The organism is Streptosporangium roseum DSM 43021, assembly GCF_000024865.1.
GTDB lineage: Bacteria > Actinomycetota > Actinomycetes > Streptosporangiales > Streptosporangiaceae > Streptosporangium > Streptosporangium roseum.
Map to the genome: position 1 here is coordinate 10,205,524 of NC_013595.1, position 14,505 is coordinate 10,220,028.

The window sequence follows — 14,505 nt, forward strand, 5'->3', positions numbered from 1 at the left end:
GGAGACCGTCATGCCCCCACGCAGCCCGTCCCGGCGCGTCACCCTGGTCTCCGGCCTCCTCCTGGCAGGGGTGTCGGCGACGACCGGCGCGATCGTCGCCCAGCCGTGGTCCGCCATGGCGGACCACCGGGTCTCCGACGCCGCACCGACGACGGCACCGGTGGTCGACCCTCCCGTCGCGGCCGGGGAGCCGCCGCCGTCGGGGTCCGAGCGCCCGTCCGAACGTACGGGGAACCCGCCCGGCACCGAGCCTGACGGGCCCGGAGAGGCTCCGCCGGACGACGCGGACCGGCCTCCGCAGGAGGGCGAGGAGGAGCCCGAGTCCGAGCCGGAACAGGGAGACGAGAAGGATCCCGAACCGGAAGCGGAGGAGAGTCCCGCGCCCCGCTCCTCCGGCAAGCAACGGGATCACGCCCCCGAACGCACCTCGAAGCCGCAGGCCCACAGGCGCTCCCCGAGCGAGAGCACCTCGTCCCGCTCGAAGAAGTCCGCCCCGAAGGCGTCCCGAGCGAAATCTCCCGGCCCCGTCGAGACAGCGGCTCCGGCCAAGAGCGACCCGCCGGACCCGGCCAAGAGCGACGGACCCGCCGCCGAACCCGGCCCCACCCCGACGCAGAGCAGCACCGCCGGCGCCGAGCCCACGTCCTCGCATACGGGCACGCCGGGCCCCGGCCCGCGGGAGGAGGCTACCCGGCCCGCCGCGAAGCCGACCACCGGCAAGGAACACGCGACCTCCCGGCCGGCCACCCCGCGCCCCACGTCCAAGCCGGCGCCACCGAAGGAGAACGCCAAACCGGCACCGAGCCCGACCACCGGCACCACGGCCACCTCGGCGCCCCGTACCACCTCCCCGGCGCAGGAGCCCGCTCCCCCGGACCCTGCGACGCCGGCGGAGACGGTACGGCCCACGGCTAGCCCGAGCACGACCCTCGTTCCGGACACCCCCGCCGAGCAGCCGACGGAGGTGCCCGAGACGCTCCAGCCGCTTGAGGCGTTGCCGTCCTCGTCCCCGCCGGCCCGGATCGTCCTTCCGGTGCCGCCGCTGGCGCGCGTCTCCGCCGCCGACTTCTGCGGGCCCCAGGACCCCTTGTGCTGGAGCCTCGCGCCGTGGCGCAGCCGTACCCTGGAGCCGTCCGCCGCCGTTCCGACGGCGGCCAGGCCGGTCGCGCCCCTGTGGGCCTTCGCGCCTCCGCCCACCCGCCCGGCCCTCGCGCCGGACGCGTCCGCCTGGTGGGCTCCGGCGCCGGTCCGCGCGGGCTGCTGGAGTTTCAGTCCCTCGACCCTCTGTGCGAAATCCTGGGAGCAACAGTCATGATCTCCCGGTCGCATGTGCGCCTGGCGGTGTTGAGCATGATCGTCATGCTGACGGTGAGCACCCTGGGCGCCGCCCAGGGCGAGGTGGTCTCCGGCACCGTGGCCGTCCGGGGCGAGGTGACGTCCGGCACCACGGCGACAGCGGCCTGCTCCTCCTCGGCCGACTCGACCGACCTGGGCGCCCCGGCCAGGCTGGCCGATCCGGCCGATCCGGCCGGTTCGGCCGACTCGGCCGACTCGGCCGAACCGGCTGAGCTCGCCGACCTTGCGGGCCCCGCCGACCCCGCAGACCTCGCTGACCCGGCCGACCTCGCGGACCTCGCCGACCCAGCGGGCCCGGCCGACCTCGCCGACCTCGCTGACCCGGCTGACCTCGCCGACGACACCGATCCGTCCGTTTCGACCGATGAAACCGCTCCGACCGGCTCCACCGATTCGACCGCCCCCACCGGCTCGGCCGACTCGACCGGCGGAGCCAGTGCCGCCGACGTCCACGGCTGGGGAACGCCGGCCTGGTGTGCGGAGTTCGACGACCAGCCCGATCCGGCCGACTGGGTGATCTACGACTCGGCCGGGCACGACAACCAGGGCCGCCGCTCCCCCGACCAGCTCTTCATCGGCAACGGATCGCTCTACCTGTACGGCCGCGCCGACGGCACCACGGCCGGGCTGGGCAGCAGGCACAGCCAGGTGTACGGGCGCTGGGAGACCCGCGTCCGCATGTACGAGGGGGCGGACTCCTACCACCCCATCGCCCTGCTGTGGCCGGACGGCGGCGGCGGGGGTGTGCACAGCGCCACCCGCGAGGAGATCGACTTCCTGGGGGTCATGGACCGTCCCGGCAAGTGGCGGGCGAACTTCTACCTGGAGACCCCTCAAGGAGAGGAGCAGTCCTACTCCGAGGTCGACATGACCACCTGGCACACCTACGCCGTGGAGAACGGCCCCGGCGGGGTCGTCGGCTATCTCGACGGCCGGGAGTGGTTCCGTTCGTCCAGGTCCACCCGGAGTCCGATGTCGGCCTGCCTGCAGCTGGACTGGTTCCCCGGTCACGGCAGCCCGGGAGAGGCCTGGATGGAGGTCGACTGGCTCCGCATCTATCCGCTGGACTCCGGCGGCGCGGCAGGCGGCGCGGGGTGAGCGGTCCCGGCAGTCCAGGGAGGGCCGGTCCCGGCAGTCCGGGGAGGGCACGGGATCCCGGTCCCGCGCCCTGACGGGCCTTCCTAGGCGCTCTGCAGCCCGGCGTAGACGCCGCGCATCCGCATCAGTTCCTCGTGGGTGCCCACTTCCTCGATCCCGCCGTCGCGCATGACCACGATCCGGTCGGCGCCGCGGATGGTCGACAGCCGGTGGGCGACGACGAGGACCGTGCGCCCGGCGACCAGGCGGGCCAGCGCCTCCTGGATGAGCGCCTCCGACCGGTTGTCCAGGGCGGAGGTCGCCTCGTCCAGGATCAGCACGCGCGGGTCGCGGATCAGGGCGCGGGCGATGGCCAGGCGCTGCTTCTGCCCGCCGGAGAGGCGGGCTCCCCGCTCTCCCACGACCGTGTCGAGCCCGTCGGGCAGCCGGTCGATGAACTCCAGCGCGTTGGCGTCCCGGAGCGCCTGCCGTACCCGGTCCTCGGGGACGTCGGCCATGCCGTAGGTGACGTTCTCCCTGATGGTGCCCTCGAACAGGATGGACTCCTGTGGCACGACCGACAGGAATCTCCGGTAGGTGCGCATGTCCAGGGTCTCCATGTCGCGGCCGTCGAGCAGGATCCGGCCTGAGGTGGGCCGCAGGAAGCCGATGACGAGGTTGAGCACGGTCGACTTGCCCGCGCCCGAGGGGCCGACCAGGGCGATCGTCTCGCCGGGAACCGCCGTGAGGCTGAAGCCGGTGACCGCGGGGGCGTCGCCGTCCGCACCGTGCTCGCCGTAGGCGAACTCGACGTCGCGGAACTCCACCTCGCCGCGGACGGACACGACCTCGTCCTTGCCGCCGTTGTGCTCCAGGTCGGGGGCCTGGAGCACCTCGCCGATCGACCGCACCGACGCCAGTCCCCTGCTGATCACCGGGGTCAGGCTGAGCAGGGAGGTGACCGCGGAGGTGAGGGTGGCGAAGAAGCTGGTCAGCATGACCACGTCACCGGCGGTGATGGGGATGACCTGGTAGTAGGCGACGAGCGCGGAGCCGGCCAGGAAGGCGACGCCGAGCGCGTTGAGCAGGATCCAGGCGAGCGCGCCGAAGCTGCCGTTGAGCAGGTCGAGCCGGAGCCCCTTGCGCAGCACCCTGGTCAGGGTGCCGTCGACGCGGTGCAGCGCGTCCTGTTCCAGGCCGTGCGCGCGGGTGATCGGGATGAGGGTGGTCATCTCGCTGACGCGGGTGGAGAGCTTCTCGACCTCCCGGCGGAAGCTCTCGTTGTCCTCCCTCAGCCGGGTCCGCATCCGCATCACCAGGAACGCGGCGGCGGGCACGACCACCAGGAAGACCGGGATCGCGGCGGGCACCCGCAGGGCGATCACCACCAGGCCGCCGGCCAGCATGGTGAGGGCCGACAGGCCCATGTCGCCGGCCTGCTGGGTGGTCTGCTCCACGCTCTCGACATCCCGGATGACCTTGGTCTGGAGTACGGCGGCGCTGACCCGGGAGTGGTAGCCGATGGAGAGCTGCTGCATCCGCCGGCAGAGCGCGGAGCGCAGGCCCATGCCCATCCGCCGGATGGCGCCGTGCAGGCAGCGGACGTAGAGCAGGTGGAAGGGGTAGTTGAGGAGGAGCAGGACGAGCAGCACGGCCGTGTTGATCCACAGCTCGGTGATCGGGCGGTGGCCGACCACGATGTCGACGACGTTGGCGGTGATCAGCGGCAGCAGCCAGGTGGGACTGTGCTTGACCAGGAAGGCGAAGACCGCGACGAGCAGCTTGAGGCGGTCTTCCCGGAAGAGGTAGGCGAGTGTACGGATGGGGTGCTCGCCCCGGTAGCGATGATCGAGAGCGCCGACCACAGATCCCCCAAATCGCGATAAATAACTATCTAATCTTCTCCTTTCGCGATTTCATCCGTGTGACGGCCCCCACACAAGACGCTCAGCGGACGTACGGCCGGGCCGCCCGTCCCTCCCGCAGGGTGGTCGCCCACCAGGTGAGCTGGTCGAGCATGACCTTGGCCGCGCCGTTGACGCCGTCCGGCTCGACCGGCCGGCCCGCCGCGTCGAAGTGAGCGTCCGTCTGGTGGAAGCTCACGGTGTCGCGCAGGGAGACCACGTGCAGCTCGGCGAAGACCAGGCGGAGCTGTTCCACCGCCCGCAGGCCGCCGGAGCGCCCGCCGTACGAGACGAAACCGACCGGCTTGGCCGCCCATTCGTGCCGGACCGAGTCGATGGCCAGCTTCAGCGCGGCGGGGTAGCCGTGGTTGTACTCCGGAGTGATCACGACGAAGCCGTCGGCGGCGCCGACCCTCGCGGCGAGCGCGCGGGCCTCGTCCCCGGTGTCACCGGAGCGCGCGGGCTGGAGCGGCGGCAGCGCCGTCCGGCCCAGGGCGATCACGTCCACGTTCAGGTCGGCCCGTCGCGCGGTCTGCTCCAGGAACCACTGCCCCACCGTCGTCCCGAAACCGCCCTCCCGGGTGCTTGCGATGATCACTGCGACGTCGAGCACGACGGCCTCCCTGACGGATCGGTCCCCGGCGGGCCGATCCACGACGGACCGATCCGCGACCGATCACCCTCCGGCGGACCGATCGGATCGACGGCCCACGATGACCACCGTGCAACCTCCAGTGCACTTGAGGTCAAGTGGTCCCGGCGCGGCCCGTCCGAGGTCAGGCGGTCCCGGCGGGCAGGCGCATCTCCAGGATCTGGCCGGGCCACTCCTCGACCTTGAAGGTCTCGGTCCTGGTGAAGCCCTGGCTCTCGTAGTACTCCACCAGCCGGCCGTCGTCGCCGGCGTAGCAGTCGACCCTGAGCAGCGAGACCCCCAGCTCCACCGCCTCGGCGCGGGCGCGTTCCAGGAGCACGGAGCCGACGCCGCGGCCGTGGAACCGCTGGTCGATGACCAGCACCCGGACGTACAGCTCCGGCTCGGGGGCCGGGGTGACGTACTCCATCGCGGGCCCGAGGACCAGGCATCCGGCGGGCTCGCCGTCGATCTCGGCGATGCGCATCCCACCGGAGGCCGCCCAGGAGGTCGCCCGCTCGACGCGGGCGGGAATGGCGGAGAACGGCTCGCTGCCCCACTGACCGGTGCGGCCCCGCGCGGTCAGCCAGGCCACCGCGCTGTCGAACATCCCCAGAACCGCCGGAACATCATCGAGACTGCCATCGCGGATAATCATCGGCGGATCGTAACAGGGGCCGGGAAACGGACAGGCGCGCGGTGGCCCGGCGGCGAGGTCCGCACCGGCCGCCCCTTCCCGGGACGGCCCGGTGAGCAGGAGCGCGCCGGCCGTCCCTCTCCGGCACGCTCCGATGAGCAGGAGCGTGCCACGGGTTCTTATCCGCCCTTTACGGGGGATTAGTACACTCGGCGACGGCCGGAATCCGGCTCCTCAGCCATGGGTGCACGCCCTGGCCCATCCCCTCGGGAGTCACGTGAGCAGCGGGTTGACCGACGCACCCTCCAAGCCCGTGGAGCAGCGTCCCGCCCGGCGCCGCCGCAGGTGGCTGTGGTGGCTGGTGGCCGCGGTCACCGTCGTCGTGGTCGCGGTGGCGGCGACGGTGGGCGGGGTCTACGTCAAGCTGACCGGCAACGTCAAGCACGTCGACGTCACGCCGGAGGATCTGGGCCCCCGTCCGGCCAAGGTCGCCACCAAGGCGCTGAACGTCCTGGTCGTCGGATCGGACCAGCGCAGCGGCAAGAACGCCAAGTACGGCAGGTTCCCCGGCGAGCGGACCGACACGATCATGCTGGCGCACATCTCGCCGAAGCGGGACAACGCGATGGTCGTCAGCTTCCCCCGGGACTCGATGGTCCAGCTCCCCGAGTGCCGGGCCAGGCAGGGGCTCCCCGGCCAGCGGCCGCACCTGGGCATGATCAACGAGTCGTTCAACTCCGGCGGGATCACCTGCACCTGGAAGACCGTCGAGTCGCTCACCGGCATCCACATCGACCACTTCGTGAAGGTCGACTTCACCGGGTTCAAGGGCATGGTCGACGCGGTCGGCGGCGTCGAGGTCTGCCTGCCCGAACCGGTCCACGACAAGAAGGCCCTGCTGACCCTCCCCGCGGGCCGGCAGACGCTCAAGGGCGAGCAGGCCCTGGGCTACGTCCGGGCCCGCTACAGCCTGGGCGACGGCTCCGACATCGGGCGCATCCAGCGGCAGCAGATGTTCATCGCGTCCATGGTCAAGAAGGTGATGAGCGGCGAGACGCTCACCGACCCCGGGAAGCTGTTCGGCTTCCTCGACGCGGCCACCAAGTCGGTCACGACCGACCCCGGGCTCACCCCCCTCGTCATGAAGGACCTGGCGACCAGCGCCCAGGGCCTGGCCGCCGGGCAGATCCACTTCATCACCACCCCCTGGCGCTACTCGGTCACCTATCCCGGCCGGGTGGAGTGGGTCGGGCCGCAGAGCAGGAAGCTGTTCCAGATCGTCGCCCAGGACAGGGCGGTCACCGGTTCCGGGGTCAAGGGCGGCCAGTCCAGGGTGCCCCGGTCGAAGATCCAGGTCGAGGTGCGCAACGGGACCACCCGTTCGGGCCTGGCCTCCCTGGTGGCCGTCAGGCTTGAGGAACGGGGCTACCACATCGCCAAGATCGGCGACGCGCCGCGCAAGCCGTACCCGAAGACCACCATCGCCTACTCGCCCAACGGCGCGGCCGGGGCGCCGACCCTCACCCGTGACCTGCTCGCCTCCAGCGGCAGGCCCGTCCCCCGGGCGACCACGGCGCGGCTCGTCCTGACCATCGGCGACGACTGGAAGGGCCTCAAGCCGCCCCGTCAGGACGACGCCGCCGACCTCAACGGCTTCGACGCCACCCACGACTCCTGCGCAGGCGCCTGATCATCCCCTTTGAGTAGGGTTCGAGGCATGTTGCATGGAAGAGCCGCCGAGCAGGCCGTCATCGACCGGCTGCTGGCGGACTCCCGTGCGGGCCGGAGCGGCGCCCTGCTCGTCCGGGGCGAGCCGGGGATCGGCAAGACCGCTCTGCTGGACTATGCGGCCGCCGCCGCCGGGGACCTGCGGGTGATCCGCGGCACCGGGGTGGAGTCGGAGGCCGAGCTGCCGTTCGCCGGGCTGCACCTGCTGCTGCGGCCGGTGTTCGACCGGGCCGGGGCGCTGCCCGAGCAGCAGGAGCGGGCCCTGCGGGCCGCCTTCGGGCTGGCCTCCGTGGAGTCCGGGGACCGGTTGCTGGTCGGCCTGGCCGTGCTCTCCCTGCTGTCGGAGCTGGCCGAGGACGGCCCGCTGCTGGTGCTGGTGGACGACGCGCAGTGGCTGGACCGGGCCTCGACCGACGCGCTGCTGTTCGCCGCGCGGCGGCTGGACGCCGAGGGGGTCGCGCTGATCCTCGCCGCGCGGGAGCCCTTCACCGCGCCGGGGATGGCGGAGCTGCCGGTGAGAGGCCTCGACGCCTCGGCCGCCTCGGCGTTGCTGGGCACCGGTGTCAGCCCGATCGTGCGCTACCGCGTGCTGGCCGAGGCGCGGGGCAACCCGCTCGCGCTGATCGAGCTGCCCGCCGCGGCGCCCGCCGACGGTACGGCGCTGCCGCTCACCAGCCGGGTGCAGGACGCCTTCCTGGGACAGGTCAGGCGGCTGCCCGAGGCGACACAGGGCCTGCTGGCGGTGGCCGCGGCCGAGGACACCGGCGACCTGGGCGTCGTGCTGCGGGCCGCGGCCGGGTTCGGCGACTTCCTTGAGGACCTCCATCCGGCGGAGAGCGCCGACCTGGTCAGGGTCGGCGAGGGGACCATGACGTTCCGGCACCCCCTGGTCCGGGCCGCCGTCTACCAGGGGATCCCGCCCAGCCTGCGCCTGGCCGTGCACAAGGCGCTGGCCGCCGTGCTCGACGGCCCCGACGACGCCGACCGGCGCGCCTGGCACCTGGCCATGGCCGCGACCGGCCCGGACGAGGAGGTGGCCGCCGAGCTGGAGCGGACCGCCGCGCGGGCGAGCGGCCGCAGCGGTTACGCCGCCGCGGCCAGCGCCTACGAGCGGGCGGCCCGGCTCAGCACGCGGCCCGGATCCCAGGCACGGCGGCTGACGCTGGCCGCGGAGACGGCTGCCTGGGCCGGCGAGCTGGACCGGGCCGGGGCGCTCGCCGAGAAGGGCGGCCGCCGGCTCGCCGCGCTGACCGGGGAGGAGGACGGCGCGGCCGGGGAGCCGGCGCTCCGGGCACGGCTCACGCACGTGCGGGCGACCGCCGACTTCCTGCGCGGGTCGCTGCACACCGCGCACGAGGCGCTGCTCGACGGCGCCGCGATGGTCGACGGCGCCGGTGCGGCACGGATGCTGATGCAGGCGCTGCACGCCGCCTGGTACATCGGCGCGCCCGAGCTCGACCGCACGGCGGCCAGGCTCGACGCCCTGGGTCTCCCCGGCGACGACCCGCTCGCGCCGGTCATCGGATTCGTCACGGCGGTCCTGTCCCGGCGGGAGGCCCCGCCGTCGCTGGCGGAGGTGGTCGCCGAGGCCCGGCGGGCGGGGGCGGACGGCCCGCGCGACCTGGTCCAGGTCTGCGGGTTCGGGCTGGCGGCCGGGCAGGACGGAGAGGTCCGCGAGACCGCCGCGTCGCTGATCGCCGAGGCCCGGTCGCTGGGCGACATCGGGGCGCTGCCGACGCTGCTCTTCTTCCTCGCCGAGACCGAGCTCTTCCAGGGACGGCACCGGGACGCGCTGACCGCCGCCACCGAGAGCCTGCGCATCGCGCGCGACACCGGGCAGCGGCAGTGGGTCAGCCAGACGAACAGCCTGCTGGCCCACCTCGCCGCGATCGAGGGCGACGACGGGCGCTGCCGCCGGCTGGTGGACGAGGCCCTCGCGGACGGTGCGGCGGGGACCCGGTGGACGGTCTGGTCGCTGGGCGTGCTCGACCTCGGCCACGGCCGGGTCGAGGCCGCGCTCTCCCGGCTCGAACCCATGGCCGGCGGGCACCACGTGTCCGAGACGCGGTGCGTGCCCGATCTGGTGGAGGCGGCCGTACGGCTCGGCGTCCCGGAGCGGGCGGCCGGGGCCTTCGCACGCTACCGGGAGTGGGCGGAGTACACGCGGCAGCCGTGGGCCGAGGCCCTGGTGCTGCGCTGCCGGGCCCTGCTCGAAGACTCGGAGGAGCATTTCGCCGCGGCTTTGAAGATCGACGGCAGGCCGTTCGAACGGGCCAGGACCGAGCTGCTCTACGGCGAGTGGCTCCGCCGTACCCGGAGGAAGGCCGACGCGCGCGCCCATCTGCGCACCGCGCTGGAGGCCTTCGAGCGCCTGGAGGCCACGCCGTGGGCGGAGAGGGCACGTGCGGAGCTGAGCGCCACCGGGTCCGCCGCGCCCGCCGCCCCCGCGCCCGGACTGCTGGCCCGGCTCACGCCGCAGGAACTGCAGATCGTACGGCTGGCGGCGCAGGGCCTGTCGAACCGGGACATCGCGGCCCAGCTCTTCCTGAGCCCGCGCACGGTCGGCCACCACCTCTACAAGGCCTATCCCAAGCTCGGCGTCGCCTCCCGCGGCGAGCTCGGCACACTCCCCCTGTCCGACTAAACGGACATAAGAGCATAGACCTCCTTTGCTTCCCAATGAATACCCTCCACCTATAAGTGTGTGAAGGGGGATTTATAGGGGGAAATGTGGCTTCATCGCTATGGCTGCGCTCAATCCGGGGACGAGTGACGTTCACCGCACTCATGATCTTCGCGGTGGTCCTGGGGATCGGGGCGTGCGCGACGTCACTGGGTGTGCGCGCCAAGGTGCTGAACGAGACCACCCGCACCGTGGCCGTGGCGGCCCGGCAGACGTACGAGGTCATCAGCAAGATGCCGCCGACCGGCACGCTCCCGACGAGAGGGGTCGGTTTCCTCCAGGTCGTCACCCCCGAAGGCCGCGTCGTCGCCGCCAGCCCGGAGGCGAAGGGACAGCCTGCGATCAGCGATCTGTGGCCCGTCGGCGGCGACAGCCGGGTGGACGGGACATCCTGTACGACATCCCCCGAGGGCGGGCGGGCGTGCTTCATCGTCGTGGGTTTCCAGAACAGCCGATCCCCCTACGGCAACGTCATGGTCTACGCGGCGGAGCCACAGCCCCCGCTGCTCGGCGGCCACATCCTGGAGATGGCACTGGCCGTCTTCAGCCTCGCGCTGCTCACGATACTCGGCTGGGGCACCTGGCGGGTCGTCGGCCGGACCCTGGAACCGGTGAAGCGGATCCGCGCGGAGATGGCCGAGATCACCGGCACCTCGAATCTCAGCCGCCGGATGACCGTGCCCGACGGGGCGGACGAGATGACAGAGCTCACCCAGACCGTCAACGCGACCCTCGACCGGCTGGAGCAGTCCCTGGAGAGCCAGCGCCGCTTCGCCTCCGACGCCTCCCACGAACTGCGCACCCCGCTGACCGGCCTGCGCACCAAGCTCGAACTGGCGCTCGCCGACCCCGAGGGCGACGATCCGCAGCAGACGATGCGGTCCGCGCTGGCCGACGCCGAGAGGCTCCAGGCCATCGTGGACGACCTGCTCATGCTCGCCCGCCTCGACGCCGGGGTGCAGGACTCACTCGAGTGGATCAACCTCGCCGACCTCGTCACCACCGAGGTGAAGCGGCGGCCGTCCGGGCACAAGATCCTCATGCGGCTCAAGCCCGACGTGGTGGTCCAGGGCAACAGGCTCCAACTCAGCCGACTGCTGACCAACCTGCTGGCCAACGCCGACCGGCACGCGGCCGACGAGGTCGAGGTCTACGTCGGCAGCGAAGGGGACGAGGCCGTACTGGAGGTCACCGACGACGGGCTCGGCATCCCTCCGGACCAGCGCGAGCGGGTCTTCGAGAGGTTCACCCGCCTGGACTCCGCCCGCGGCCGCGACGCCGGGGGGACGGGGCTGGGGCTGCCCATCGCCAGGGACATCGCGGCGGCGCACCGGGGCAGGCTGTACGCGGCCGACAACACCGACGGCCGCGGCGCCCGGCTGGTCCTCAGGCTGCCGCTGTCCACCGGCGGCCCCATCTGAGCTCCCACGCCGTTCCGGTGCGCGCGGCGCGGTGGTCCCCGCGCGGCCCGTACGCCCTCCGCGGTCCTCACACCGCCCGTGCCTCACACCGCCTGTGGTTCTCGCACCGCCCGTGCCTCACATCACCCGTGGTCCTCGCACCGACTGTGGTCCTCGCACCGCCTGTAGCCCGCGCACCGCCTGTGGTCCTTGCACCGCCTGTGGTCCTCGCACCGTCCTGGCCGTTACGCCCTCCTAGCCCTTGCGCCGGACGTGGACCGGGTCGCCCACGCCGACCATGTGGAAGAGCCGCTCGGCGATGTGCTCCGGAACCCGGGCGCACCCGGAGACGGGGCGCAGCGGCGGTGTCGGGGACACGGACGGCTCCGGAGGGACCGGCGTCGGGGAGACCGACAGAGCCGGCCGGACCTGATGGAACGGAGCGCTCCGGTAGAGCGGATGAAGAGGATGGTCCGGTTGGAGCGGGCGATCCGGGTGGTCCTGCCGGGCGAACCGGACCGGGCGGGCCGACTCCGTCGAGAGCACCGGCCGGGCGGGACGCCCCACGCCAGGCTCACGGACCGGGCGGGCCGACTCCATCGAGAGCACCGGCCGGGCGGGACGCCCCACCCCGGGCTCACGGACCGGGTTCACGGCCGGATCCACGGCCGGACGGTCCGGGCGGTCCGGGAGTGCCCGATCCCCGCCCTTCCGGTCTCCCGCCTCCACCGCCCCGCCGGGGCCGCGCTTGAACCCGCCCGTGAAGCCACTGGTGAGACCGCTCCTGACGGCGCCGGTGAAGCCGCTGACGGGCTCCCTCACGAAGGAGAGCGTCTCGTACATCGTCGCCGGCGGATCCTCCGCCCGGTGCCGCTCACGCTGGGCGACGCGGAAGTCACCCGCCGGGGTGAGCGCGCTGGAGCTGTTGCCGTACTGGCAGAAATACGTCCCGCTGCCGGTGGAGACGTGGGAGATGAGCATCGGGCGGTTGTGGCGGTAGACGGTGAGAAGCTGGCGGCGCAGGTCGATCTCGACCCGCCGGGGCCGTCCCGCGGAGACGAGCGGCGGCGCCCAGTGCGGATGGGCGAGCGCCCGCCAGGTCTCCGGTCCGACCTCGTCCTTGGCCATCAGCCCCTGCGACTTCTGAAAGGCCCAGACCGCGACCTGGGTCTCCGCGCCGTAGTAGCCGTTCACCAGGCCCGGGGAGAAGTTCAGTTCCTGCAGTCGTCGTTGCAACCGCTCCACGATCTTCGCGTAGTCACCGGGACGCAGGGTCCGCCCCTTGGCCGACACCGGAGCCGGGAGCCCCAGCAGGCCAACGGCCACAACCACCGTTCCCACCAGATATTTGATCACATGGCGATGAATACCCCGGCGCTCCAGGAAAGCCATGTCGGACATCGTAAAGAATCAATCCCGACATTAACCCCTGGTGAAAGTGGCTCGAATCCATTGTGTGAAAGGATCCAGCCATGCACAGGATCGTCGTGCTCGCCCTGGACGGTGTCATCCCCTTCGAGCTGGGCATCCCGGCGCGGGTCTTCGGGGTGGCGAAGGGCCAGAACGGTGAGCCGCTCTACGAGGTGATCACCTGCACCGTCGACGGCGGCCCCGTCCGCACCGACTCCGACTTCTCGATCGCGGTGGAGCACGGAGCCGAGGCCCTGGCCACCGCGGACACCGTGGTGATCCCGGCCACCCACGCGCTCGGCCAGATCTCCGCGGAGGGACGGCTCCCCGAGCCGCTGGCCCGGGCGATCGCCCGCATCCGGCCGGGCACCCGCCTGGTCTCGATCTGCACCGCCGCCTACGTCCTCGCGGCGGCCGGGCTGCTCGACGGCCGCCCGGCGACCACCCACTGGAGCAGTGCCGAGCACTTCCAGAAGCGGTTCCCCCAGGTCAACGTCAACCCCAACGTGCTGTTCGTGGACGACGGGGACGTGCTGACCTCGGCCGGCGTGGCCGCCGGGGTCGACCTGTGCCTGCACATCGTCCGCCGGGACCACGGCAGCGAGGCCGCCAACCACGTGGCCCGGCGGTGCGTCGTCCCGCCGTGGCGCGACGGCGGCCAGGCCCAGTTCATCGAGCGCCCGATCCCCGAGCGGTCCACCGCCACCACCTCGGCGACCAGGGCCTGGGCGCTGGAGCGCCTGCACCTGCCGCTCCCCCTCACCGAGCTGGCCGACCACGCCCGGATGAGCCGGCGCACCTTCACCCGGCGCTTCCGCGACGAGATGGGGGTCAGTCCGGGCCAGTGGCTCATCCTGCAGCGGCTGGAGCTTGCCCGCCGCCTGCTGGAGGCCAGTGACCTGCCGGTGGACGGTGTCGCCGAGCGGGCCGGTTTCGGCACCGCCACCTCCCTCCGGCAGCACATGCAGGCGGCCGTCGGCGTCTCACCGATGGCCTACCGTCGCACGTTCCGGTCGGCAGAGCCCGATCTGACCCTGGTCGAGGCCTGAGCCTCCGCGCCGGCCCGGGGCCTGCGCCGGGTTCGGGGTCGGAGGTGGGTTCGGGGTCGGATTCAAGGGCGGGTTCGGGTTCGGGGGGGTTCAGAGCCTGAGCCGTACCCGGTCCGCGCGCGCCCCGACGGCCGTGACGGGTCAGCCGTGACGGAGGTGCTCGCGGCTGAGGTCGAGGAGCATCCGCACGTGGACGTCGGCGAGACGGTAGTAGATCATCCGCCCGGCCCGGCGGCTGGCCACGATGCCCGCCGTCCGCAGCAGCCTGAGCGCATGCGACACGGCGGTGTCGCTGACCTCCACCGTCTCGGTGAGGTCGCAGACGCACAGCTCACCGGCTTCGAGCAGGGCGTACAGGAGCTGCGCCCGGGTCGGGTCCCCCAGCAGGCGGAACAGGTCGGCGAGCTGGGTCGCCTCCTCCGGGGTGACGAGCCGGTCGCGTGCCGCCGCCACCCTCCCCTCATCCGGCTCCATGGTCGTGCACGCGTCCAGACCGGCGAGGACATCCATGGGACAAACTCCTGAACAGGTGCTCAAATGATAATGACTATCGTATCAAGCTACCCGTTCCGACGGCGGATCTCACAAGTCGCGCCACCGCGACGGTGATCGATCACGGAAAAGGCCCCG

11 protein-coding genes are annotated in these 14,505 nt (G+C 72.5%); 6 read left to right on the top strand and 5 right to left on the bottom strand.

Annotated features, from left to right (window positions below):
* Nucleotides 1-10: 10 nt before the first annotated feature.
* Both SROS_RS50575 and SROS_RS44680 read left to right on the top strand, forming a co-directional pair.
* Entirely contained in the window at nucleotides 11-1,315 is a 1,305-nt protein-coding gene (locus tag SROS_RS50575) for a hypothetical protein (protein ID WP_148269420.1), read from the top strand.
* Complete coding sequence (locus SROS_RS44680; protein ID WP_012895600.1) at nucleotides 1,312-2,454, top strand: glycoside hydrolase family 16 protein; 1,143 nt, start codon at nucleotides 1,312-1,314, stop codon at nucleotides 2,452-2,454. Before SROS_RS50575 ends, SROS_RS44680 begins: the two co-directional genes overlap by 4 nt.
* 83 nt (nucleotides 2,455-2,537) lie before the next feature.
* On the opposite strand, the gene SROS_RS44685 is transcribed toward SROS_RS44680, so the two are convergent.
* The 3 genes from SROS_RS44685 to SROS_RS44695 all read right to left on the bottom strand — a co-directional run bounded on the left by SROS_RS44685 (nucleotide 2,538) and on the right by SROS_RS44695 (nucleotide 5,626).
* Nucleotides 2,538-4,298: an ABC transporter ATP-binding protein gene (locus SROS_RS44685; RefSeq protein ID WP_012895601.1), complete on the bottom strand. Its 1,761-nt coding sequence runs from the start codon at nucleotides 4,296-4,298 to the stop codon at nucleotides 2,538-2,540.
* 82 nt (nucleotides 4,299-4,380) lie between these two features.
* On the bottom strand, nucleotides 4,381-4,950 hold the full coding sequence (locus tag SROS_RS44690; RefSeq protein ID WP_012895602.1) for an NADPH-dependent FMN reductase: 570 nt from the start codon (nucleotides 4,948-4,950) through the stop codon (nucleotides 4,381-4,383).
* A gap of 163 nt (nucleotides 4,951-5,113) precedes the next feature.
* Nucleotides 5,114-5,626: a GNAT family N-acetyltransferase gene (locus tag SROS_RS44695; protein ID WP_012895603.1), complete on the bottom strand. Its 513-nt coding sequence runs from the start codon at nucleotides 5,624-5,626 to the stop codon at nucleotides 5,114-5,116.
* A gap of 256 nt (nucleotides 5,627-5,882) precedes the next feature.
* Between SROS_RS44695 and SROS_RS44700 the strand changes: the two genes are divergently transcribed.
* From SROS_RS44700 to SROS_RS44710, 3 genes are all read left to right on the top strand, one after another.
* On the top strand, nucleotides 5,883-7,295 hold the full coding sequence (locus tag SROS_RS44700; protein ID WP_052317168.1) for an LCP family protein: 1,413 nt from the start codon (nucleotides 5,883-5,885) through the stop codon (nucleotides 7,293-7,295).
* A 27-nt stretch (nucleotides 7,296-7,322) separates the two neighbouring features.
* Nucleotides 7,323-9,977, top strand: coding sequence for a helix-turn-helix transcriptional regulator (locus tag SROS_RS44705; protein WP_012895605.1), 2,655 nt, complete (start codon nucleotides 7,323-7,325; stop codon nucleotides 9,975-9,977).
* Between the two features lie 125 nt (nucleotides 9,978-10,102).
* A complete protein-coding gene (locus tag SROS_RS44710) occupies nucleotides 10,103-11,437 on the top strand; it encodes a sensor histidine kinase (RefSeq protein ID WP_052317169.1) in 1,335 nt (444 codons plus the stop codon).
* Nucleotides 11,438-11,671: 234 nt separating this feature from the next.
* On the opposite strand, the gene SROS_RS46795 is transcribed toward SROS_RS44710, so the two are convergent.
* Entirely contained in the window at nucleotides 11,672-12,808 is a 1,137-nt protein-coding gene (locus SROS_RS46795) for a L,D-transpeptidase family protein (RefSeq protein ID WP_169369517.1), read from the bottom strand.
* Nucleotides 12,809-12,888: 80 nt separating this feature from the next.
* Here SROS_RS46795 and SROS_RS44720 point away from each other — a divergent pair, with 80 nt between their 5' ends.
* Nucleotides 12,889-13,875 (top strand): GlxA family transcriptional regulator, encoded by a 987-nt coding sequence (locus tag SROS_RS44720; protein WP_012895608.1) that lies wholly within the window; start codon nucleotides 12,889-12,891, stop codon nucleotides 13,873-13,875.
* Nucleotides 13,876-14,016: 141 nt separating this feature from the next.
* On the opposite strand, the gene SROS_RS44725 is transcribed toward SROS_RS44720, so the two are convergent.
* Complete coding sequence (locus tag SROS_RS44725; RefSeq protein WP_012895609.1) at nucleotides 14,017-14,385, bottom strand: ArsR/SmtB family transcription factor; 369 nt, start codon at nucleotides 14,383-14,385, stop codon at nucleotides 14,017-14,019.
* Between the last annotated feature and the right edge of the window lie 120 nt (nucleotides 14,386-14,505).

Coding starts and splice junctions, on each gene's coding strand:
- SROS_RS50575 (WP_148269420.1), top strand. CDS start 11: ATGCCCCCACGCAGCCCGTCCCGGCGCGTCACCCTGGTCTCCGGCCTC.
- SROS_RS44680 (WP_012895600.1), top strand. CDS start 1,312: ATGATCTCCCGGTCGCATGTGCGCCTGGCGGTGTTGAGCATGATCGTC.
- SROS_RS44695 (WP_012895603.1), bottom strand. CDS start 5,626: ATGATTATCCGCGATGGCAGTCTCGATGATGTTCCGGCGGTTCTGGGG.
- SROS_RS44705 (WP_012895605.1), top strand. CDS start 7,323: ATGTTGCATGGAAGAGCCGCCGAGCAGGCCGTCATCGACCGGCTGCTG.
- SROS_RS46795 (WP_169369517.1), bottom strand. CDS start 12,808: ATGGCTTTCCTGGAGCGCCGGGGTATTCATCGCCATGTGATCAAATAT.
- SROS_RS44720 (WP_012895608.1), top strand. CDS start 12,889: ATGCACAGGATCGTCGTGCTCGCCCTGGACGGTGTCATCCCCTTCGAG.
- SROS_RS44725 (WP_012895609.1), bottom strand. CDS start 14,385: ATGGATGTCCTCGCCGGTCTGGACGCGTGCACGACCATGGAGCCGGAT.